The sequence below is a fragment of the Pseudomonas sp. DCB_BI genome, assembly GCF_026240995.1.
In the GTDB taxonomy this organism is placed as follows: Bacteria; Pseudomonadota; Gammaproteobacteria; order Pseudomonadales; family Pseudomonadaceae; genus Aquipseudomonas.
The window spans coordinates 220,932-244,008 of sequence record NZ_JAPFCG010000002.1 but is presented as its reverse complement, the minus strand read 5'-3'; the positions used below and the strand labels follow the sequence as shown (position 1 = coordinate 244,008).

At 61.9% G+C, this 23,077-nt stretch carries 20 protein-coding genes; 3 read left to right on the top strand and 17 right to left on the bottom strand.

Annotated features, from left to right (window positions below):
• Window positions 1-34: 34 nt before the first annotated feature.
• From csrA to acs, 16 genes are all read right to left on the bottom strand, one after another.
• Window positions 35-223, bottom strand: coding sequence for a carbon storage regulator CsrA (gene csrA, locus OO258_RS03415; RefSeq protein ID WP_003254503.1), 189 nt, complete (start codon window positions 221-223; stop codon window positions 35-37).
• 167 nt (window positions 224-390) lie between these two features.
• Complete coding sequence (locus OO258_RS03410; protein ID WP_110743647.1) at window positions 391-1,626, bottom strand: aspartate kinase; 1,236 nt, start codon at window positions 1,624-1,626, stop codon at window positions 391-393.
• Between the two features lie 102 nt (window positions 1,627-1,728).
• Window positions 1,729-4,353 (bottom strand): alanine--tRNA ligase, encoded by a 2,625-nt coding sequence (alaS, locus tag OO258_RS03405; protein WP_146230340.1) that lies wholly within the window; start codon window positions 4,351-4,353, stop codon window positions 1,729-1,731.
• 305 nt (window positions 4,354-4,658) lie between these two features.
• A complete protein-coding gene (gene astE / locus OO258_RS03400; protein ID WP_266028856.1) occupies window positions 4,659-5,666 on the bottom strand; it encodes a succinylglutamate desuccinylase in 1,008 nt (335 codons plus the stop codon).
• 10 nt (window positions 5,667-5,676) lie between these two features.
• Window positions 5,677-5,967, bottom strand: coding sequence for a topoisomerase II (locus OO258_RS03395; protein WP_110743650.1), 291 nt, complete (start codon window positions 5,965-5,967; stop codon window positions 5,677-5,679).
• A 13-nt stretch (window positions 5,968-5,980) separates the two neighbouring features.
• Window positions 5,981-7,330 (bottom strand): N-succinylarginine dihydrolase, encoded by a 1,350-nt coding sequence (gene astB, locus OO258_RS03390; RefSeq protein WP_266028855.1) that lies wholly within the window; start codon window positions 7,328-7,330, stop codon window positions 5,981-5,983.
• Between the two features lie 23 nt (window positions 7,331-7,353).
• A complete protein-coding gene (gene astD / locus OO258_RS03385) occupies window positions 7,354-8,817 on the bottom strand; it encodes a succinylglutamate-semialdehyde dehydrogenase (protein ID WP_266028854.1) in 1,464 nt (487 codons plus the stop codon).
• Window positions 8,818-9,846 (bottom strand): arginine N-succinyltransferase, encoded by a 1,029-nt coding sequence (astA, locus tag OO258_RS03380; RefSeq protein WP_110743653.1) that lies wholly within the window; start codon window positions 9,844-9,846, stop codon window positions 8,818-8,820.
• Window positions 9,847-9,924: 78 nt separating this feature from the next.
• Window positions 9,925-10,944: an arginine/ornithine succinyltransferase subunit alpha gene (gene aruF / locus OO258_RS03375; protein WP_110743654.1), complete on the bottom strand. Its 1,020-nt coding sequence runs from the start codon at window positions 10,942-10,944 to the stop codon at window positions 9,925-9,927.
• A gap of 135 nt (window positions 10,945-11,079) precedes the next feature.
• On the bottom strand, window positions 11,080-12,300 hold the full coding sequence (locus OO258_RS03370; protein ID WP_110743655.1) for an aspartate aminotransferase family protein: 1,221 nt from the start codon (window positions 12,298-12,300) through the stop codon (window positions 11,080-11,082).
• A gap of 308 nt (window positions 12,301-12,608) precedes the next feature.
• Window positions 12,609-13,589, bottom strand: coding sequence for a transcriptional regulator ArgR (argR, locus tag OO258_RS03365; RefSeq protein WP_266028853.1), 981 nt, complete (start codon window positions 13,587-13,589; stop codon window positions 12,609-12,611).
• 98 nt (window positions 13,590-13,687) lie between these two features.
• Entirely contained in the window at window positions 13,688-14,452 is a 765-nt protein-coding gene (locus OO258_RS03360) for an ABC transporter ATP-binding protein (protein WP_016711851.1), read from the bottom strand.
• 22 nt (window positions 14,453-14,474) lie between these two features.
• The gene (locus OO258_RS03355; RefSeq protein WP_110743657.1) at window positions 14,475-15,173 is read right to left on the bottom strand and encodes an ABC transporter permease; all 699 of its coding nucleotides are present in this window, start codon (window positions 15,171-15,173) and stop codon (window positions 14,475-14,477) included.
• Entirely contained in the window at window positions 15,170-15,859 is a 690-nt protein-coding gene (locus tag OO258_RS03350) for an ABC transporter permease (RefSeq protein WP_003254523.1), read from the bottom strand. Before OO258_RS03350 ends, OO258_RS03355 begins: the two co-directional genes overlap by 4 nt.
• Before the next feature lie 88 nt (window positions 15,860-15,947).
• Window positions 15,948-16,733, bottom strand: coding sequence for an ABC transporter substrate-binding protein (locus OO258_RS03345; protein WP_110743658.1), 786 nt, complete (start codon window positions 16,731-16,733; stop codon window positions 15,948-15,950).
• Between the two features lie 507 nt (window positions 16,734-17,240).
• Window positions 17,241-19,202: an acetate--CoA ligase gene (gene acs, locus OO258_RS03340; RefSeq protein WP_110743659.1), complete on the bottom strand. Its 1,962-nt coding sequence runs from the start codon at window positions 19,200-19,202 to the stop codon at window positions 17,241-17,243.
• A 398-nt stretch (window positions 19,203-19,600) separates the two neighbouring features.
• Here acs and OO258_RS03335 point away from each other — a divergent pair, with 398 nt between their 5' ends.
• Window positions 19,601-19,855: a DUF2790 domain-containing protein gene (locus tag OO258_RS03335; RefSeq protein WP_003254526.1), complete on the top strand. Its 255-nt coding sequence runs from the start codon at window positions 19,601-19,603 to the stop codon at window positions 19,853-19,855.
• 152 nt (window positions 19,856-20,007) lie between these two features.
• On the opposite strand, the gene OO258_RS03330 is transcribed toward OO258_RS03335, so the two are convergent.
• Entirely contained in the window at window positions 20,008-21,567 is a 1,560-nt protein-coding gene (locus tag OO258_RS03330; protein ID WP_110743660.1) for a sigma-54-dependent transcriptional regulator, read from the bottom strand.
• Between the two features lie 256 nt (window positions 21,568-21,823).
• Here OO258_RS03330 and phhA point away from each other — a divergent pair, with 256 nt between their 5' ends.
• The gene (gene phhA / locus OO258_RS03325) at window positions 21,824-22,612 is read left to right on the top strand and encodes a phenylalanine 4-monooxygenase (RefSeq protein ID WP_266028852.1); all 789 of its coding nucleotides are present in this window, start codon (window positions 21,824-21,826) and stop codon (window positions 22,610-22,612) included.
• Window positions 22,613-22,651: 39 nt separating this feature from the next.
• Entirely contained in the window at window positions 22,652-23,008 is a 357-nt protein-coding gene (locus OO258_RS03320) for a 4a-hydroxytetrahydrobiopterin dehydratase (RefSeq protein ID WP_110743662.1), read from the top strand.
• Window positions 23,009-23,077 lie beyond the last annotated feature (69 nt).

Sequence of the window (23,077 nt, the reverse complement as noted above, 5' to 3'; positions counted from 1 at the left end):
TGCAACCCTTTTTTTGAAAAAAACTTCAAAAAAATTAAAGGCTTGGCTCTTCATCCTTCTCTTTCTTGATCCGCAGGTAGATTTCCTCGCGGTGAACAGCCACTTCTTTCGGGGCGCTGACGCCAATACGCACCTGGTTGCCCTTTACGCCGAGCACCGTCACGGTGATCTCGCCGTCTCCAATGATCAGGCTCTCGGCGCACCGACGAGTCAGAATCAACATAGCTTTCTCCTTACGCAAAACATTCAGGGGTAACAGTCTGGGGTATCAGGGCCGGTCGCGGACGACGACCTGGCCCGGTTACGCGCCGCACAGTGCAGGACAGGGCCTGTACGGCGCGCAGAAACACGAAGGGCGCGGCACCGGCCGCGCCCTTCAAGGGCAGCGCCTTACTCGCCCTGTCGGGCCGGGGCGTCGAGGTCGAACGCGGTGTGCAGCGCGCGAACGGCCAGCTCCAGGTACTTCTCTTCGAGCACCACCGAAACCTTGATTTCGGAAGTGGAGATCATCTGGATGTTGATGCTCTCCTTGGCCAGGGCTTCGAACATGCAGCTGGCAACACCAGCGTGCGAACGCATGCCGACACCGACGATCGAGACCTTGGCGATCTTGGTGTCGCCGATCACTTCACGGGCACCGATTTCGCGGGCGGTGTTTTCCAGCACGCTCTGCGCCTTCTCGTACTCATTGCGGTGTACGGTAAAGGTGAAGTCGGTGGTGTTATCGTGAGCAACGTTCTGCACGATCATGTCCACTTCGATGTTCGAAGCACTGATCGGGCCGAGGATCTTGAAGGCTACGCCCGGGGTGTCCGGCACGCCGCGAATGGTCAGCTTGGCTTCATCACGGTTGAAGGCGATACCGGAAATGATCGGCTGTTCCATGGATTCCTCTTCATCAATGGTAATGAGGGTACCTGGACCCTCTTTGAAGCTGTGCAGCACGCGCAGCGGAACGTTGTACTTGCCGGCAAACTCCACCGAACGGATCTGCAGCACCTTGGAGCCGAGGCTGGCCATTTCCAGCATCTCTTCAAAGGTGATCTTCTCCAGGCGACGGGCCTGTGGCACAACGCGCGGGTCAGTGGTGTAGACGCCATCGACATCGGTGTAGATCTGGCACTCGTCAGCCTTCAACGCCGCCGCCAGGGCCACGCCGGTGGTGTCGGAGCCACCACGACCCAAGGTGGTGATGCTGCCGTGCTCGTCCACACCCTGGAAGCCTGCAACCACGACCACGCGGCCTTCCTTGAGGTCGGCACGAATCTTCTGGTCGTCGATTTGCAGGATGCGCGCCTTGTTGTGCGCGCTGTCGGTGAGAATGCGCACCTGGTTGCCGGTGTAGGACACCGCTGGCACACCACGCTTGATCAAGGCCATGGTCAGCAGGGCGATGGTGACCTGCTCACCGGTCGACACGATCACGTCCAGCTCACGCGGAACCGGCTGATCGGTGATCTGCTTGGCCAGGTCGATCAGGCGATTGGTTTCACCGCTCATGGCCGACAGCACAACTACCAGATCGTCGCCCGCTTCACGGTGTTTCTTGACCTTTTCGGCTACCTGCTCGATCCGCTCGATGGAACCGACAGAGGTGCCGCCAAATTTCTGTACGATCAACGCCATTTCAATGGTGCCTCAGCCCATACAGGGCCCCAAAAAACAATCCAACATGAAGGGGTGGACGGGAGTGGCCTGTGTGGCGACTGGCCCCTCCACCCCTTCATCTCAAAGTCCCTGCTCTGCGAATGGCACGGCCAGCGCCAGGGCCTGGTCCAGTGCAGCGACGTCGACGCCACCACCCTGGGCCATGTCCGGACGGCCACCGCCCTTGCCACCCACCGCCGCAGCGGCTTGCTTCATCAGATCGCCAGCCTTGAGTTGGCTGGAGAGGTCCTTGGTCACGCCGGCCACCAGCACGACCTTGCCCTCATGCTCGCTGCCCAGCAGGATCACTGCGTGGCCGAGCTTGTTCTTCAGCTGATCGACCAGGGCCAGCAGGGCCTTGCCATCCTGCCCATCCAGGCGGGCGGCGAGGACCTTGGCACCCTTGACCTCAACGGCCGCGTTGGAGAGATCATCCCCGGCGGCGCTGGCGGCCTTGGCCTGCAGCTGTTCCAGCTGCTTCTCCAGCTGGCGGTTGCGCTCAAGCACAGCCGACAACTTGTCGATCAGGTTGTCGCGGTTACCCTTGACCAGTTGCGCCGCTTCCTTGACCTGCTCTTCGGCAGCGTTCAGGTAGGCCAGCGCAGCAGCACCGGTAACCGCTTCGATGCGGCGCACACCAGAGGCTACGCCGCCTTCGCTGATGATCTTGAACAGGCTGATGTCACCGGTGCGCTTGGCGTGGATACCGCCGCACAGCTCGACCGAGAAATCGCCGCCCATGCTCAGCACACGCACAGTGTCGCCGTACTTCTCGCCAAACAGCGCCATGGCGCCCTTGGCCTTGGCGGTTTCGATGTCGGTCAGCTCGGTTTCAACCGGGGTGTTCTTGCGAATCTCGCGGTTGACGATGTCTTCCAGCTGCTTGATCTGCTCCGGCTTCACCGCTTCGAAGTGGCTGAAGTCGAAACGCAGGCGCTGGCTGTCGACCAGAGAACCCTTCTGCTGTACGTGCTCGCCCAGCACCTGGCGCAATGCTTCGTGCAACAGGTGGGTGGCGGAGTGATTCAACGAGGTGGCGTGCTGAACGTCGGCATCGACCTTGGCCTCGACTGGCGAACCGATCAGCAGCGCACCGCTGGCCACCACGCCGTGGTGCAGGAAGGCGCCGCCGGTCTTGGTGGTATCACGCACGTCAAAGCGTGCAGCACCTGCCTGCAGGAAGCCGCTATCACCGACCTGGCCACCGGACTCGGCGTAGAACGGCGTGCGGTCGAGCACCACAACGCCCTGCTCGCCTTCCCCCAGCTGGTCAACGGACTGGCCGTCCTTGTACAGCGCGATGATCTTGCCCTGGCCCTCGGTGGCGTCGTAACCGAGGAACTCGGTAGCGCTGTCGACCTTGACCAGGCTGTTGTAGTCCATGCCGAAGGCGCTGGCGGAACGGGCACGCTCACGCTGGGCGTCCATTTCACGCTCGAAGCCGGCTTCGTCGATGGTCAGCTCGCGCTCACGGGCGATGTCGGCAGTCAGGTCCATCGGGAAGCCGTAGGTGTCGTACAGTTTGAACACCACGTCGCCCGGTACCACGTCGCCCTGCAGCTGGGCCAGGTCCTGCTCGAGGATGCGCAGGCCTTGCTCCAGGGTCTTGGCGAACTGTTCTTCTTCGGCCTTGAGCACGCGCTCGATGTGCGCCTGCTGGCTCTTCAGCTCCGGGAAGGCTTCGCCCATTTCGGCGACCAGGGCCGCAACGATCTGGTAGAAGAAGCTGCCCTTGGCGCCCAGCTTGTTGCCGTGGCGGCAAGCGCGGCGAATGATGCGGCGCAGTACGTACCCGCGGCCTTCGTTGGACGGCAGCACGCCGTCGGCAATCAGGAAGCCGCACGAACGGATGTGGTCGGCGACCACTTTCAGCGAGGCCTGGCCGTCATTGCTGCAACCGATGGCCTTGGCTGCGGCAGCCAGCAGGTTCTGGAACAGGTCGATCTCGTAGTTCGAGTGCACGTGCTGCAGCACGGCGCTGACGCGCTCCAGGCCCATGCCGGTGTCCACCGACGGGGCTGGCAGCGGGTGCAGCACGCCATCGGCGGTGCGGTTGAACTGCATGAAGACGTTGTTCCAGATCTCGATGTAGCGGTCACCGTCTTCTTCTGGCGAGCCGGGTGGGCCGCCCCAGATATCCGCGCCGTGGTCGTAGAAGATCTCGGTGCAAGGGCCGCACGGGCCGGTATCGCCCATGGTCCAGAAGTTATCGGAAGCGTACGGCGCACCCTTGTTGTCGCCAATGCGCACCATGCGCTCGGCCGGCACGCCAACTTCCTTGGTCCAGATGTCGTAGGCTTCGTCGTCAGTGGCGTAGACGGTGACCCAGAGCTTTTCCTTGGGCAGGTTCAGCCATTTGTCCGAGGTCAGGAACGTCCAGGCGAACGTGATGGCATCGCGCTTGAAATAGTCGCCGAAGCTGAAGTTGCCCAGCATTTCGAAGAAGGTATGGTGACGCGCGGTGTAACCGACGTTTTCCAGGTCGTTGTGCTTGCCGCCCGCCCGCACGCACTTCTGGCTGCTGACCGCACGGGTGTAGGCACGCTTCTCTGCGCCGAGGAAGCAGTCCTTGAACTGGTTCATGCCTGCGTTGGTGAACAGCAGGGTCGGGTCGTTGTTCGGGATCAGCGAACTGGAGGCGACTCGGGTATGGCCCTGCTCTTCGAAGAAGCGAAGGAAGGCTTCACGGATTTCTGCGCTTTTCATAGGTTCTTCCACGGAAACGGCGGCCCTGTTGGGCAAACGCGTCGACGAAACGACGGCAAAGGGCCGCATTATATCGGTCCTGCGGTCTCGATGCAGTGTGTTTATACGATTGAAACCATCGTTTGGACGGTTTTTCGGGCTATGCAAACGAAAACGACATGACCGGATGCTAAATCCTGTGTTTCGCCACTGGCAAGCCAATTACCGCTTATGGGGAGGGAAAATGGAACAGGCGGTGAATTAAAAGGTTTTCATCATGGATAGGATCCGAAACTGCATCACCCGCGAAGCGGGTGACCCCCGCCTCAGCCCAGCCGCTGCCCAGAGTCCGGCACGATCAGGATCCCGGCGCGCAGGCCGTTCCTGACCTTGGGGTTGGGGAAGATGATGCGCGCGCCCTCCTCCTCGACCACCCAACGCATCTCGGCCAGGTCTTCAGCCAGCAGGTAGCCCTTGCTCAGCTCGGAGAAGTTCTCGATGTCCGCTGGCAGGTGCAGGTGGAAACTGTCGCTGTGCTTGATGATCTCGCGGGCGACACTGAACAGCTGCAGACCATCCAGCGAGCCCTCACCCTCTGGCTCGGTATGTTCGATGATGCGGATGAGCCGCTCTTCGAGCTTGTCGAGGTTGACCTGCTCGTTCTGGCCGAACGGGCGTGCTTTGCCCAGCTCCAGTGTGAAAGCTTCTGCTTCCAGCTGCTCGTAGGTGAAGGCGCTGAAGGTAATGGACGACTTGCTCTGCAGCAACACGGCCTCCATGCCCGCTGCGGCCAGCCGCGCCAACTCGCGGCGGGAATGCTTGCGCCCTTCCTTATAAGGGTACAAGGCAAACTGCTCGATCTTTGAACCCCGGATGGCAGTGTGCAGGTCGTAATGGAGGCGACTGCGCCCCGGCTTGCTGAAAAATACCCGGGCGAATTGCTCCAGCTCGGCAGCACGCAATGCCTCAAACCCGCTGGACAGCTCATGCCGGCCATTGAACAGGCGGTTGATGTCCTGCTCGATGAAGCGCTCGCCCTTGCGGATTGCCGGTGGGTTGCCGAACAGGAACAACACCCGCGCCTTGGGCTTTATCTTGCCATTGGCCACGCCGTGCAGCAGCCGTTCGAGCAACTCGATCGGCGCCGTTTCGTTGCCATGGATGCCGGCCGACAACAGCAAGTCCAGCCCGCAATCATCGGTTTCGGCCGGGCGCACCTCGAGTGCGCCCTCTCCCAACCAGCGCAAACGCGCCCCCTTGGGTGTCACTTGGGTCTTCTCGGCCGGTTCGTGATCGGTGAGGGTCAGCTCAAGCAATTTGCCAAGGGCGAGCATAGGGACTTCCTTAGTGTGTATGGCCGCAGTCGGGGCCATGGACGTGATCGTCGTCTTCAGCGACTTCGGCCGGCTCCATTTCCAGCTGCAGGCTGACCAGGTTGGTGGCCATCGGGCGCAGCAGCAAGTTGGCGTACTCGGTGTCGTCTTCCTCGACATCCACGCCGATCAGCAACTGGCCACGGCCGTCCTGCTGAATCCACACTTCCTTGCCTTGCCACACTACGGCGAACCGGGTGCAGGAGGTTTCCAGCTGGGTGCCGTCTTCGTCTTCGAGGATCAGGCGCAGGGCGTCGGTCATTACAATTCTCTCTTCAAGGTTGGCGTTGGAACGGGTACACCGAGCCCAACTTCAGGATCTGGGTCAAGTCGTCCAGTGCCGTACGGCATTCCAGCAGCAGTTGCGGGTCGGCCAGGTCCGCCTCGACGAGGCGGTCGCGATAGTGCTTGTCGACCCACTGCAACAGGGTGTCGTACAGCGGGGCGGTCATGATAACGCCTTGGTTGACCGCCGCCAGTTCCGTTTCCTTCAATGCCACACGCAAACGCAGGCAAGCCGGCCCACCGCCGTTCTGCATGCTTTGCTTGAGGTCGAACACCTTGACCTCCTTCACCGGGCCGCCCTGGCTGGTCAGCTGGCCGAGGTAGGCCCAGACCCGCTCGTTGTTGCGGCATTCTTCCGGCACCACCAGCAGCATGGAGCCGTCATCACGGCTGAGCAGCTGGCTGTTGAACAGGTAGGAACGCACCGCGTCCTCTACCGTCACCGCCGCCCGGGGCACGCAGATGGCTTGAAAGTTGCCAGCCTTGCTGGCCAGTTTAGCTTGCAGCTGGCCGAGTACCGCGTCGGTCTCGAGGAACGCGTCCTCGTGGTAGAACAGCACCTCCCCGTTCCCCACTGCAATTACGTCATTGTGGAACACCCCCTGGTCAATCACCGCCGGATTCTGTTGAGCGTAGACCACACCGTCATCGCTCAACCCATGCAACCGGGCCACGGCTTGCGAGGCCTCCAGGGTTTGCCGGGCCGGGTATTTCTGCGGTGCCGGGTAACGGTTGTCGAAGGCACTGCGGCCATAGACGAAAAACTCCACGCCAGCTTCGCCATAGTCGCGGCAGAAGCGCGTGTGGTTGGCAGCGCCCTCGTCACCGAACTGTGCCACGGCAGGCAGCGCTGCATGGTGGGCAAAGTGTTGCTCATGGTTGAACATGGCGCCGAGCACGCGGCTGGTGGTCGGGTGCTCGATGCTGCGGTGGTACTTGCAGTTGAGGTTGGCGGCAGTGAAATGCACGCGCCCATCGGCCGTGTCGGCGCTGGGGCTGACCGTGGCGGCGTTCGCCACCCACATGCTTGATGCCGAGCAACTGGCCACCAGCAACGGCATGGCTTCCTTGGCAGCCCGCTGGATCACTTCGGCATCGCTGCCACTGAAGCCCAGGCGGCGCAGCGCGGCCACGTCCGGGCGCTCCTGCGGCGCCAGTACGCCCTGCTTGAAGCCCATGTCGGCCAGCGCCTTCATCTTCGCCAGCCCTTGGCGCGCGGCCTCTCGCGGGTTGGACCCCTGCTGGCTGTTGCTCTGCGAAGCCACGTTGCCATAGGACAGGCCGCCGTAGTTGTGGGTAGGCCCCACCAGGCCATCAAAATTCACTTCATAGGATTTCATCGGCTAGGCTCCGTGACCTGTTGTTATAGGGTGACGCCCGGCGTCAGGGTCGCCGGCAAGGCAAGGCTGGCGGCCTCCAGCGAAGCCACGGGGTAAGCGCAGTAGTCAGCCGCGTAATAGGCACTGGCACGGTGGTTGCCACTGGCACCGACGCCACCGAACGGCGCAGTGCTGGCGGCGCCGGTCAGCTGCTTGTTCCAGTTGACGATGCCGGCACGGCTGCGCAGCCAGAAGTACTGGTAGCGGGCGCGCGAGTCGGACAGCAGCCCGGCGGCCAGGCCATACTGGGTGTTGTTGGCCTCATCGATGGCGGCGTCGAAGTCGGCGTAGCGGATCACTTGCAGCAGCGGGCCAAAGAACTCTTCGTCCGGGCGCTCAACCACCGCGGAGACATCGACAATACCCGGGGTCAGCAGCGCAGCATCGGCGTGCGGCTGGGTCATTTCCAGCAGTTTCACCGCCCCCTTGGCAGCCAGTTCAGCCTGGGCCGCCATCAGTGCCCGGGCCGCCTGCAGCGAAATCACCGAGCCCATGAACGGCGCCGGCTGCTCATCGAATGCCCCCACGGTGATGGTTTTGCACACCTCGACCAGGCGGGTGATCAGCGCATCACCCCAGGTACCTTGCGGTACCAGCAGGCGCCGCGCGCAGGTGCAGCGCTGGCCAGCGGAAATGAACGCTGACTGGATAATGGTGTACACCGCCGCATCGACGTCCTTGACCTCATCGACCACCAACGGGTTGTTGCCGCCCATTTCCAGGGCGAGGATCTTGTCCGGGCGCCCGGCGAACTGCTGGTGCAGCAGGTTGCCGGTGCGGCTGGAGCCGGTGAAGAACAGGCCATCGATACCCGGGTTGGCAGCCAGCGCCACGCCGGTTTCACGCGCGCCTTGCAGCAGGTTGAGCACACCCGCCGGCAGGCCGGCGGCGATCCAGCAGTTGACGGTCAGTTCGGCAACCTTGGGGGTCAGCTCGCTGGGCTTGAACACCACGCAGTTGCCGGCCAGCAGCGCCGGCACGATGTGGCCGTTGGGCAAATGGCCGGGGAAGTTGTAGGGCCCGAACACCGCCACCACGCCGTGCGGCTTGTGCCGCAGCACCGCCGTGGCGTCAGCCAGGGGGCCACTTTTCTCGCCCGTGCGCTCACGGTAGCTTTGTACCGAGATGGCCACCTTGTTGATCATGCTGGTGACTTCGGTCGCCGACTCCCACAGCGGCTTGCCGGTTTCCTCGCCAATGCACTGGGCCATGGCTTCGGCATGCACCTTCAACTGCGCGGCAAATTTCTCCAGGACATCGATGCGTGCCTCAAGGCTCAATTGCGCCCACGCCGGGAAAGCCTGACGCGCAGCCTGCACGGCTGCGTCCACCTGACGGGCATCTGCGCCCTGCCCTTGCCAGATCACGGCCTGGGTCACCGGGTTCAGCGACTGCAGGGTTTCGCCCTGGCCGGCCTGCCAATTACCTGCGATGTAATGCGTGGTCATTTATTGGGCCTCCCGGCTAGCCGACAGCGGCACGGCGCGCACATTGTCGCCGGCGCCCATACGCAGGCGCTTGGCAGTCAGCGGGTCGACCACCAACGTGCCGGCGGCCAGCCGCGCGGGTGCAGCGGTAATGCGGCAGTCGTCGCGCTTGCGGTTGTGAATGATGTAGGGGGTAGCGTCGTCGCCCGGCGTACCGACCGCCAGTACCAGGGTCTGGCTCTCGCGCACCGCGCGGATCCTGGCGGTGTCGCATTCGATGGCGGGGCCGGCATCAAAGATGTCGACGTAGCCCTGGTAGTTGAAACCTTCCTGCTTGAGCATGGCCAGCGCCGGCTCGGTGTCCTTGTGCACACGACCTATCACGTTGCGCGCCGCCTCGGACAGGAAGCAGGTATACAGCGGGAATTTGGGCATCAGCTCGGCGATGAACGACTTGTTGCCTACGCCGGTAAGGTAGTCGGCCTGGCTGAACTCCATCTTGAAGAAGTGCCGGCCCAGGCTTTCCCAGAACGGCGAGCGGCCCTGCTCATCGGACATACCGCGCATTTCGGCGATGATCTTCTTGCCGAACAGCTCGGGGAACTCGGCGATGAACAGCATGCGCGCACGCGACAGCAGGCGCCCGTTGAGCCCGGAGCGGTAGTCGCTGCGCAGGAACAGCGAGCACAGCTCGGAGTTGCCGGTCAGGTCGTTGGCCAGGAACAGCGTGGGGATTTCGCGATAGATCTTCAGCTCCTGCGAAGCACTGACGGTAAGGCCGACGCGGTAGTTGTACCAAGGCTCGCGCAGGCCGACGGCACCGGCAATGGCACTGATACCCACCACCATGCCCTCGTCGTTTTCCAGCACGAACAGGTAGTCGGTGTCGCCACGCTCGGCTTCGCCGCGGAAGCTCTTTTCCGCCCAGCCAACGCGATGCCGCAGGCGCTCTTCGTTGGCCGGCAGCGTGGTCAGCCCGGTAGTACCGGTGCTGCGTGCCAATTCGATCAACGCAGGCAAATCGCTGCTGCGTACAGGACGAACGATCATGCTATCTCCTTGTGCGGCGGCATCGGCCGGCGCGAAACTCTGCTAACGCATCAATCCCGAAACGTCTGTTGCCAGACCTCAGACCGCCACCAGGCGCACACTGGCGCCCTCGCCCACGCCCAGCGCTTCGGCTGCAGCCACGCTCAGGCTGACCGGCTTGCCCGGCACCCAGTCGAGGTCCAGCAATACCGCGCGGTAGTCCTGCAACTGGCCGTTGCACACCAGATAAGGGCGCCCGCCCTTGGCCGGCGCCTCTTCGATCTTCACCGGCACCACCCGGCTCTGGGCGATCGAGCGAATGCCCGAGGTGCGCGCATGCAAGGTCGGGCCGCCGTCGAAGATGTCGATGTAGTGTTCGGTTTCGAAGCCTTCACGCATGAGGATGTCGAAGGTGATCTGCGCCCGCGGGTGCACCTGGCCCATGGCTTCCTGCGCCAGGTCAGGCAGCAGCGGCACATAGATCGGGTAATGCGGCATCAGTTCGGCGAGGAAGGTACGGCTCTTCAGGCCGCACAGGTGCTCGGCATGGGCATAGTTGAGGTCGAAGAAGTTGCGCCCGATGGCATCCCAGAACGGTGATTCGCCTTGCTCGTCGCTGTAGCCGACGATCTCGGTCACTACCGAGTCGGCGAAGCGCTCCGGGTGTGCCGCCATGAACAGCAGGCGACCGCGCGAGTTGAGCTCGGCCCAGCCGCTGTTCACCAGCTCCGGCAACACATAGAAGCTGGTCAGCAGGCTATTGCCGGTGAGGTCATGACACAGCGACAGCACGTGAATCTTGTTGTGGATTTTCAGCTCGCGCGAGGCATGCACGAAGGTCTCGTTACGAAAGCTGTAGAACGGCTCGGAGTAGCCGGCCGAAGCGACGATGGCCGAGCAGCCGGCAAGCTTGCCGGTCTCGCTGTCTTCGAGCACGAAGAAGTAGCTTTCTTCGCCGTTGAAGCTGACCTCTGCGGCGAAGGAAGTCTCGGAGGCGGCAATCTTGTCGCCCAGACGAGCGGTGTCGTCCGGCAGCGAGGTGACACCAATGGGGCTGTCTGCAGCCATGCGCTGCACTTCGTTCAGATCAGCCATTTGCGCGGGGCGCATCACCAGCATGGTGTCACTCCTTTGGAATACGGGCCGCTCATGGCGGCACGGAAAAACGGCAGGCACACGGGCACCTGCACTGGAATCGGGTATCGCCGGCCCGGCACAACCCTGGCCGGGGCCGGCGAAGGGACCGCAGGCGTATCAGCCTTGGGTCAGGGTAGCCACGGCACGCTCGAAGCGGTCCAGGCCTTCATCGATATCGGCGTCTTCCACTACCAGGCTTGGCGCGAAGCGAACCACGTCCGGGCCGGCCTGCAGCACCATCACGCCTTCCTTTTCGGCGGCATTGAGTACGTCCTTGGCCTTGCCCTGCCAGGCTTCGGTCAGCACGCAGCCCAGCAGCAGGCCAACGCCGCGCACTTGGCTGAACAGGCTGTACTTCTGGCCGATCTGCTCCAGGCGGGTCTTGAAACGCGCGTGCTTGGCCTTGATGCCAGCCAGGGTTTCAGGGGTGTTGACCACGTCCAGTACCGCGCAAGCAACGGCGCAGCCCAGTGGGTTGCCGCCGTAGGTGGTGCCGTGGGTACCGACAGCCAGGTGCTTGGCCAGCTCGCTGGTGGTCAGCATGGCGCCGATCGGGAAACCACCGCCCAGGCTCTTGGCGCTGGTCAGGATGTCTGGGGTCACGCCGAAGTGCTGGTAGGCATACAGCGAGCCGGTACGGCCTACGCCGGTCTGCACCTCGTCGAAGATCAGCAGGGCGTTGTGCTCGTCACACAGCTTGCGCGCGCCTTCCAGGTAGGCCTTGTCGGCCGGCACCACGCCGCTTTCGCCCTGGATCGGCTCGATCACCACGGCGCAGGTCTTGTCGGAAATCTGTGCCTTCAGCGCTTCCAGGTCGTTGTAGGGCACGTGGCTGATGCCAGTGATCTTCGGGCCGAAACCATCGGAGTACTTCGGCTGGCCGCCGACACTGACGGTAAACAGGGTACGGCCGTGGAAGCTGTTCACGGTGGCGATGATTTCGTGCTTTTCCGGGCCGAAGCGGTCATGGGCAACGCGACGGGCCAGCTTGAAGGCGGCCTCGTTGGACTCGGCACCGGAGTTGCAGAAGAACGCACGGTCGGCAAAGGTGGCGTCCACCAGCTTGTGCGCCAGGCGCAGGGCCGGCTCGTTGGTGAATACGTTGGAGACGTGCCAGAGGGTGTTGGCCTGTTCGGTCAGGGCCTTGACCAGTGCCGGGTGGCAGTGGCCCAAAGCATTTACCGCGATGCCGCCGGCAAAGTCGATCAGCTCGCGACCCGACTGGTCCCAGACACGGGAACCCTCGCCTCGCACAGGAATGAAGGCCGCCGGAGAATAATTGGGGACCATGACCTGGTCGAAATCGGCACGTTGCACCGGGGCTTGCTCAACGGACATCTGATGAGTCTCCTGAAGAGGAACGCTGGCCTGGAAGTGGCGAGCGATGGGGGGATTGTAAGGACTGATCCGCGCCTGTCCTTGCGGCCAAGCGACAACTTGTTACAGCGCAAAACCCAGTTTTGACAAGGCTTTCGGCAATGCGACAAACACTGTCGCAATCGCGCAGTGTACGGGAGAGCGGGGGCTGGGTGAACGGGTGTTCACAGGCAAAGTGGAGAGGGTCGCGGGTGTGAGGCGTTGTTTTTGTGTTGTGCCGGATATCGAGCGCCGCCCGCGCGGCGCTCGATATCCGCCCTCCCGAAAGCTCAGCCTTTTTCAGCCGGCGCCGAGCTCAACTCAAACGGGCTGCTGCTGCGACGCTGATTACGGTCTTCGCGCGGCGTCGCACCAAAGAAGTTGCGATACGCACTGGAGAAATGCGGCCCCGAGGAGAAACCACAGGACAAGCCAATCTGGATGATCGATTTGCTGGTCTGCATCAGCATCTGACGCGCCTTGTTCAGCCGCAGCTCCAGGTAGTACTGGCTCGGCACGCGGTTCAGGTACTGCTTGAAGATGCGCTCCAGCTGCCGGCGCGAAACGCACACGTGCTGGGCAATTTCGTCGGTGGTCAGCGGCTCTTCGATGTTGGCTTCCATCAGCAACACCGCCTGGGTCAGCTTGGGATGACTGGAGCCCAGGCGATTCTGCAGCGGAATGCGCTGGCGCTCGCCGCCTTCGCGGATACGCTCGACAACCAGCTCCTCCGACACCGCACCGGCCAGCTCCGCGCCATGGTCGCGCGCCAGCACTGCCAGCAGCAGGTCGGTCACGGCCATGCCGCCGCAAGCCGTCAGGCGGTCGCGGTCCCAGTCAAACAGGTGACTGGTGGCGATGACCTTGGGGAAGCGCTCGGCAAAGTCATCCTGCCAGCGCCAATGCACGGCCGCCCGATAACCGTCGAGCAGGCCCAGCATCGCCAGCGGATACACCCCGGCAGACAGCCCGCCGATCATGCAGCCACTGCGTGCCAGCTGCTTGAGCGCCGCCGACAATGCAGCACCCACCGCCACAGGCGGCTCGTCAGCCAGCAGGAACAATTTGTGGTAGCCCTCCAGGCGGCCGTTCCACGGTTCGCCCGGCAATCGCCAGGCACCCTCCTGGGCAGGCTCGGCCTGCAGGAAGGCCATTTCGTAGACGACATCCGGATGCACCCGCTGCGCCACCTGCAACACTTCCTCGGCCAGCGCCAGGGTCAAAGGCCTGGTGCTGGGCCAGATGAGAAAACCGATTCGCTGGGTGCTCATAGGGTACGGTCCGAAACCTGAGGTCGTTCGAGTCTGTGCGCCGGGTCAGGCTGCGCTCGCCGCGCAGCATGCCCTATTCTGGTGCAAAAATGCAGCTTTTACTTCAGGCTGCCCGAAAGGAACTGCTTCAAGCGCTCCGACTGCGGGTTGGCCAGCACTTCGCGCGGGCAGCCGGTTTCTTCCACCAGGCCCTTGTGCAGGAACACCAACTGGTTGGACACCTCGCGGGCAAAACCCATTTCGTGGGTGACCACGACCATGGTTCGGCCTTCCTGCGCCAACGCCTGCATCACCTTCAGCACATCGCCGACCAGCTCCGGGTCGAGCGCCGAGGTCGGCTCGTCGAACAGCATGACCTCAGGCTCCATGGCCAGCGCACGGGCAATTGCCACACGTTGTTGCTCACCACCGGACATGTGACCCGGGAAGGCATCCTTGCGATGGGCAACACCCACCTTGGCCAGGTAATGCTCGGCCTTTTCCAGGGCTTCCTTCTTGTTCACGCCCAGCACATGCACCGGCGCTTCGATGATGTTTTCAAGTGCAGTCATGTGCGACCACAGGTTGAAGTGCTGGAACACCATCGACAGACGCGAGCGCATACGCTGCAGCTGGCGCGGGTCGGCAGCCTTCAGCGCGCCGTCCTTGCCGGCGACCAGCTTCAGCTCTTCGTTGTTGAGCAGGATCTTGCCGGCGTGCGGCTGCTCCAGCAGGTTGATGCAGCGCAGGAAGGTCGACTTGCCCGAACCGCTGGAGCCGATGATGCTGATGACGTCGCCGGCCTTGGCCGCCAGCGACACGCCCTTGAGCACTTCGTGGCTGCCATAGCGCTTGTGCAGGTCTTGGACTTCGAGTTTGTACATGCTGTCGATTCTCACAAAGCGGTCAGTGCTTGCGCGGCGCCAGGTAGCCGAGCCAGCGGCGTTCGGCCATCTTGAACAGGCGCACCAGGATGAAGGTCAGGCACAGGTAGAACACGCCCGCCGTGATGTAGGCCTCGAAAGGCAGGTAGTACTGGGCATTGACCGTGCGCGCGGCACCGGTGATGTCGATCAGGGTGACGATCGACGCCAGGCTGGTGGTCTGCAGCATCATGATCACTTCGTTGCTGTACTGTGGCAGCGCCCGGCGCAGGGCCGATGGCAGCAGGATGCGGCGGTACATCTTCATGCGCGACATGCCCATGGCCTTGGCCGCCTCGATTTCGCCGTGCGGCGTGGCCTTCAGGCTGCCGGCAATGATCTCGGCGGTGTAGGCACTGGTGTTAATGCCGAACGCCAGGCAAGCGCAGAAGGTGGCGCTGGACAGCAGCGGCCAGAATACGCTTGCCCGCACAGCCTCGAACTGGGCCAGGCCATAGTAGATCAGGAACAGCTGCACCAGCATTGGCGTACCGCGAATCACGTAGGTGTACAGCCATGCGGTCATGTTGACCAGCGGCTGCTTGGACACCCGCATCAGGCCCAGCGGTATGGCCGCCAACAGGCCGAAAAACAGCGAAATCGCCAGCAGCTTGAGGGTGGTCAGCAGGCCGCCGAAGTACAGCGGCAGCGCCTCCCAGACGACGTTGTAGTCGAAAATCATAGTTCAGCCACCTTGACGCCCACCGAGTAGCGGCGCTCCAGATACTTCAGCGCCAGCAACGAGACACTGGTCAGCACCAGGTACAGCGCCGCCACAGCCAGGAAGAAGGTGAAAGGCTCGCGGGTGGCGTCGGCCGCCTGCTTGGCCTTGAACATCATGTCCTGCAGGCCGACGACCGAGATCAGCGCGGTGGCCTTGGTCAGTACCAGCCAGTTGTTGGTGAAGCCCGGAATGGCCAGGCGAATCATTTGCGGCACCTGGATGCGGAAGAACACCTGCCGCGGGCTCATGCCATAGGCCACGCCGGCCTCGGCCTGGCCCTTGGGGATGCCCAGGAACGCGCCACGGAAGGTTTCCGACAGGTAGGCGCCAAAGATGAAGCCCAGGGTACCGATGCCCGCGATCAGCGGGTTCAGGTCAATGTAGTCTTCGTAGCCGAGCAGCGGTGCCACCCGGTTGATGATGTCTTGCCCGCCGTAGAAGATCAGCAGGATCAGGACCAGGTCCGGAATGCCACGGATCACCGTGGAATACAGGTCGCCCAGCCAGGCCAGCCAGCGCACCGGCGACAAGCGCAGCGCCACACCGATCAGGCCGAGCACGATGGCCAGGGCCATCGACGACAGGGCGAGCTGCAGCGTCAGCCACGCCCCGTCGAGGATGACTGCCCCGTAGCCTTTCAACATGATGAGGTCCTCGACCTAGAGAATGAAAAATGGTGCAAACCTCAGAGCCTCTGCTGTTTGCACCATTGCACAGGTGAAACCCGACGCCTTAGTTCGAGTCTGGACCGTAGATGTCGAAGTTGAAGTACTTCTTCTCGATTTCTTTGTACTTGCCGTTGGCCCGGATGGCGTCGATGGCCGCGTTGATGCGGTCGACGTTGGCCTTGTCGCCTTTGCGCACGGCAATGCCGATGCCGTCACCGAAGTACTTGGCGTCGGTGAAGGCCGGGCCTACGAAGGCGAAGCCCTTGCCGGCGTCGGTCTTGAGGAAGCCGTCTTCCAGCAAGGTAGCGTCAGCCACGGTGCCATCGAGGCGGCCGGCTGCCACATCCAGGTAGATTTCGTTCTGAGTGCCGTAAGGAACAACGGTGGCACCCTTGGCGCCCAGCACTTCCTTGGCGAAGCGGTCGTGGATCGAGCCGCGCTGCACGCCGATCTTCTTGCCCTTGAGTTCATCCAGGCTGTCGCTGACGCTGGTGCCGTCCTTCATCACCAGGCGTGCCGGGGTCAGGTAGTAGCGCTTGGTGAAGTCGACCGATTTCTTGCGGTCTTCGGTGATCGACATGGACGACAGGATGGCGTCGATCTTGCGCACTTTCAGCGCCGGGATGAGGCCATCGAATTCCTGCTCGACCCAGGTGCACTTGGCTTTCATCTCTTCGCACAGGGCGTTGCCGATGTCGTAGTCGAAGCCGGCGATGCTGCCGTCAGGTTGCTTGAAGGCGAAGGGTGGGTAGGCAGCCTCGATGCCGATTTTCAGCGGCTTTTCATCGGCGTGCGATACCAGGGAAAACACGGACAGCGCCAGGGCGCCAAGCAGTGCAAGCTTCTTCATCAGGTAACTCCATCGGTACGGGGCAATACAAGGCAGGTAACGGCTGCCCGATATGCGAATGAGTACAACGCGAGCCGCGCAGGGTTCGACCAAGGCCGCATACCACGAGCGAGTGAGTGGCATTTTAACGACAGCCCGGTAGTCGATATTTCTTCAAAGCGACAACTACTTACAGAAGCGCCTGAAACCGCTGCGGGCGATGTTGACAGCCATTGCAAAATATGCAAAAGCGCAAGAAATAGAACCTATAGACCTAGCAATTCCTGGGCCTATTATTGGCAAAGCCTTGAACTACGGCAAGTGTAGCGTGCTGTGTTGCACAAAATGGCTAAAGGAATGCACCGAAACGGGCCGGAATTGTTTCCTGAAGCCCCGATAGTGTGCAGGGGCGGTGACAGAACGGTTACCGATGATTGTCGGGTAACAGTAAAGCAAAAACCCCGCCGGTTGCCCGGGCGGGGTTTGTGGACTGCCTCAAACTTTACGGGATCGTATGCGACGCGACGGTCAGGCCGAAGCCAGGTTCATGGCCTTGTGGGTATCGATCAGGTGCTGCACCACACCCGGGTCAGCCAGGGTCGAGATGTCGCCCAGCGCATCGTACTCACCCGTGGCGATCTTGCGCAGGATACGGCGCATGATCTTGCCCGAACGGGTCTTCGGCAACCCCGGCGCCCACTGGATCACGTCCGGCGAAGCGATGGGGCCGATCTCCTTGCGCACCCAGTTCTTCAGCTCCAGGCGCAGCTGCTCGTTGGCCTCTACACCGGCATTCAGGGTGACGTACACATAGATACCCTGCCCCTTGATGTCGTGCGGCACACCCACTACCGCAGCCTCGGCCACCTTCGCGTGGGCCACCATCGCGCTCTCTATCTCCGCAGTGCCCATGCGGTGGCCGGAGACGTTGAGCACGTCATCCACACGCCCAGTGATCCAGTAGTAGCCATCTTCATCGCGGCGCGCACCGTCGCCGGTGAAGTACATGCCACGGAAGGTCTTGAAGTAGGTATCGACGAAACGGTCGTGGTCGCCGTACAACGAACGCGACTGGCCCGGCCACGAGTCGAGGATCACCAAATTGCCCTCGGCAGCACCATCGATCAGGTTGCCCAGGTTGTCCACCAGCGCCGGCACCACACCGAAGAACGGGCGAGTCGCCGAGCCCGGCTTCAGCGCCGTGGCCCCCGGCAGCGGGCTGATCAGTACGCCGCCGGTCTCGGTCTGCCACCAGGTGTCGACGATCGGGCAACGCTCCTTGCCCACGGTCTTGTAGTACCAGTTCCACGCCTCAGGGTTGATCGGCTCACCCACCGACCCCAGCAGGCGCAAGCTGGAGCCATCAGCCCCCTCAACAGCAGCCTGCCCTTCGGCCATCATGGCGCGGATAGCGGTTGGCGCGGTGTAGAGGATGTTGACCTTGTGCTTGTCGACGATCTTCGACACGCGGGTGATGTCCGGGTAGTTCGGCACCCCCTCGAACAGCAGCGTAGTGGCGCCGTTGGCCAGCGGGCCGTAGACGATATAGCTGTGGCCGGTGACCCACCCCACGTCGGCGGTGCACCAGTACACCTCGCCCGGGCGGTAGTCGAATACGCGCTCATGGGTCAGCGCGGCATACACAAGGTAACCGCCAGTGGTGTGCAGCACACCCTTGGGCTTGCCGGTCGAGCCAGAGGTATACAGGATGAACAGTGCCTCCTCGGCACCCATTTCTTTCGGTGCGCAGTGACTGGAGGCCACTTTCATCAGGTCTTCGTACCAGATGTCGCGGTGCTGGTGCCAGGCGATGTCACCACCGGTGCGCTTGCACACGATGATCTTCTGCACACTGTTGGTTTCAGGGTTGGTCAGCGCCAGGTCGACATTGCCCTTGAGCGGGGTACGACGACCACCGCGCAGGCCTTCGTCGGCAGTGATCACCACCTTGGACTTGCAGTCGATGATACGGCCGGCCAGCGCCTCGGGCGAGAAGCCGCCGAACACCACCGAGTGGATCGCACCGATACGGGCACAGGCCAGCATGGCGACCACGGCTTCGGGGATCATCGGCATATAGATGGTGACCACGTCGCCGCGGTGTACGTCCTGGCCACGCAGGGCGTTGGCAAACTTGCAGACCTGCTCGTGCAGCTCGCGGTAGGTGATGTTGCGGTGTTCGGAAGGGTCATCGCCTTCCCAGATGATGGCCAGCTGGTCGCCGCGCTCTTCGAGATGACGGTCCAGGCAGTTGGAGGAGACGTTCAGAGTGCCGTCGGCGAACCATTTGATATCGACGTGGTGGTCGTCAAAGGAGGTCTGCTTGACCTTGGTGAACGGCTTGATCCAGTCGATACGCTGGGCCTGCTCGCGCCAGAAGCCGTCCGGGTTGATCACCGATTGCTGGTACATGGCCTTGTAGGTGGCCTCGTCGGTCAGGGTAGTGGCCGCAACCTCGGGACGAACGGGATACAGTGGAGCCGCACTCATCTGTGTTACCTCGGTGTAATAGTTGTTTTTGTATGGAACCGTTTGTAACTGTACCAGAGCGACAAAAGCCATTCGACGTTGGTAGTAATTTGGCACGACCGTCCCGGCAAAGCGCTCTGGCATGCGCATTACAGCCCGCACAGAAAGAAACCGACCGGCATTGACAGCGGATTGTTACAGATTCTGCCAAAACACTTTATCAAAACACCCACTGTTTCAGCCTTGTGCACAGCCCTAAAATTCACCTCGCCAGCAACGGCAAGGCGATTAACAACTGGTAACAGCCCCCACGAAGGCACACGTTAATCTCCCTCTCATTCCGATAGTTAAAACTTGCTGTACTCGCGGCGCCATAAGCGCCGCGTGCCCCCTCACGACCTTAGACAGGTAAATAGAAAATGAAAGCTTTACTGGTATTGGTACTTGGCAGTCTTTGCGGCGCGGCGATGGCCGGCGAAGCCAAAGATGCCGAGCAGATTCCGGTTGAACAGTACAGTTACTCGCAGCACCTGGACATTGCCCGCGTCATCTCGATGAGCGAAGTGCCCAATGTGTGCGAAGTCGTGCCAGCGCGCATGACCTACGAGGACTCCCAGGGCCAGAAGCACATTCTCGAATACCGCGTGATGGGGAACGGCTGCTCTAACGGCTGATACCTTGGAATCGGGGGCCCTGCGGGCCCCTATCGCGACACAAGGCCGCTCCCACAGGTAATGCGCTCAGCCAGAGTACAGCGTATTACCTGTGGGAGCGGCCTTGTGTCGCGAAAGGACTGCAACGCAGTCCCAGGTTCTTTGCCCAACAACTAATCCGCCGACTTGTTAAGCGAGTAATCCCTCAACTTGTTGGCAATTGTCGTGTGCGAAACACCCAGTCTTTTGCCCAAGGCCCGACTACTGGGAAACTCACCTATCAAACTTTCCAGCACCGCCTTTTCAAAGCGCCCTACTATCTGCGAAAGATCCCCTTCCAGCGAAAACTCACCCAACGGTTGCCGCACGCCATAATCCGGCAAGCGGATATGCTCGCTTTTAACCACGCCGCCGTCACATAACGAAACCGCCTGGAACAAAACGTTTTCCAACTGCCTTACATTACCTGGCCAGTGGTACTGCCCAAGTTTATCCATTGCCGCCGGTGCCAGGCGCGGCATGGCGCAGCCAATCTGTCGACTGGCCTGATCGAGAAAATGCTGCACCAACCCCTCCAGGCCATCCATGCATTCCCGCAAAGGCGGAATGTGCAGCGACAACACGTTGAGGCGGTGATACAGGTCCTGGCGGAACTCGCCACGGGCACACAGTTCGGACAGGTCCACCTGGGTCGCGCAAATCACCCGCACGTCCAGGTACACCTCTTCGTCGCTGCCCACCCGGCGGAAGCAACCGTCCTGCAGAAAACGCAGCAGCTTGACCTGCAGGCGCGGGCTCATTTCCCCTACCCCGTCGAGGAACAGCGTGCCACCGGCAGTCAGCTCCAGCAGCCCGAGCTTGCCCTCCGCCCGCGCCCCTTCGAATGCCCCAGGGCCATACCCGAACAACTCGGTCTCGGCCATCGACTCGGGCAAGCCGGCGCAGTTCAGCGCCATCAACGGCGACTGCCCACGCGGGCTGGCCAGATGGCAGGCGCGCGCCAGCAATTCCTTGCCGGTGCCGGTCTCACCCTCGATCAGCAACGGTGCATCCAGCGGTGCCATGCGCCGCGCTTCGCGCACCACGGCGGCCATGACGCGCGAACTCTGGAAGATACTGTCAAAGCCCCGCAGCTCCTGCTTGCGCACGTTGTAGATGCGCTCGCCGATACGGTCGGCACGGTGCAGGGTAAGCACGGCACCGGCCAGCGCCTCGCTTTCGTCATGCTCGGACTGCAAGGGCGCGATATCGGCCAGAAATACATCGCCCTTCACCTTGATACGCAGGCCATTGATGCGCGACTTGTTGGCCCGCACCAGTTCTGGCAGGTCGAAGTCCTCGACATAGCGTGCAAGCGGCATACCTGGCACCTCGTCCACCCGCACCCCCAGCAGCTGCGCAGCGGCGCGGTTGGCCGCGACGATGCTGCCACCCATGTCGATCGACAGCACCGGGAAGTCCAGCGCCCCTAACAGTGCATTCAGCTCCATGTGACGGCGCTCACTGGGCATCAGGCCCACACGCTTGACGCCGAACACGCCGGCTATGGCCTCGAACTTCGGCCGCAGGGCCTGGAATTGCAGGTTGATCAGGTTGGGGCAGTGTAAATAGATCGCATTGCCATGGTCACCGCCCACCTCGCCACGCAGCACATTGATGCCGTACTCCACCAGCAAATTGAGGATGTCGCGCAGGATGCCAATGCGGTTCTGGCAGTGCACTTTGATACGCATGAGGGGCTCTCGCAGCGCCAATGTTTTTCAACACCGCGCAGAAAAGTCGTAAAGATAAGCTGACAAAAACAACGAAAACGCCAGCCAGATGACCAGGATTTTCCGACACTTGGGCAATTTTGTAAAATTATCGTTACAAAAATGAGCCTGTCGCGCTCTGCCGACCGTTGCCGGCCTCGTGCAAAACAGCCAGCGGAGGGATATTCCTTAGGTATGTCCTGCACATAACAAGAAAAGCCCTCACCAGGAGAGCCTTATGAAACAGACGCAATACGTGGCTCGCGAGCCCGATGCGCATGGTTTTATCGACTACCCGCAGCAAGAGCATGCGGTATGGAACACCCTGATCACCCGCCAGCTGAAAGTGATCGAAGGCCGCGCGTGCCAGGAATACCTGGACGGCATCGACCAGCTGAAACTGCCGCATGACCGCATTCCGCAGCTAGGCGAAGTCAACAAGGTACTGGGCGCCACGACCGGCTGGCAGGTTGCCCGGGTACCGGCGCTGATCCCCTTCCAGACCTTCTTCGAACTGCTGGCCAGCAAGCGCTTCCCGGTCGCCACCTTCATCCGCACCCCGGAGGAGCTGGACTACCTGCAAGAGCCGGACATCTTCCATGAAATCTTTGGTCACTGCCCGCTGCTGACCAACCCATGGTTTGCCGAATTTACCCACACCTACGGCAAGCTTGGCCTGGCCGCGACCAAGGAACAGCGCGTATATCTGGCGCGCCTGTACTGGATGACCATCGAGTTCGGCCTGATGGAAACCACCCAAGGCCGGAAGATCTACGGTGGCGGCATCCTCTCGTCGCCGAAGGAGACCGTCTACAGTCTGTCTGGCGAACCCGAGCACCAGGCCTTCGACCCGGTCGAAGCCATGCGTACGCCGTACCGCATCGACATCCTGCAGCCACTGTACTTCGTACTGCCGAACATGAAACGCCTGTTCGACCTCGCCCACGAAGACATCATGGGCATGGTCCACAAAGCCATGCAGCTGGGGCTGCACGCACCGAAATTTCCACCCAAGGTCGCCGCCTGAGCGACCTTGCCGATAACAACTCGAACCGGAAAAGATCTCATGAATGCCTTGAACCAAGCCCATTGCGAAGCCTGCCGCGCCGACGCCCCGAAAGTCACTGACGAAGAGCTGGCTGTACTGATTCGCGAAATTCCGGATTGGAACATCGAAGTACGTGACGGCCACATGGAGCTGGAGCGCGTGTTCCTGTTCAAGAACTTCAAGCACGCCCTGGCCTTCACCAATGCCGTGGGCGAAATCGCCGAGGCCGAAGGCCACCACCCAGGGCTGCTGACCGAGTGGGGCAAGGTCACCGTGACCTGGTGGAGCCACTCGATCAAAGGCCTGCACCGCAATGACTTCATCATGTGCGCCCGCACTGACAAGCTCGCGGAAGCCGCTGAAGGCCGTAAGTAAGCACCGAGACAAAGGGGCCAGATGGCCCCTTTTTTCATGGGGAAAATGTGCGCTGTTCGCCCGTAAAAC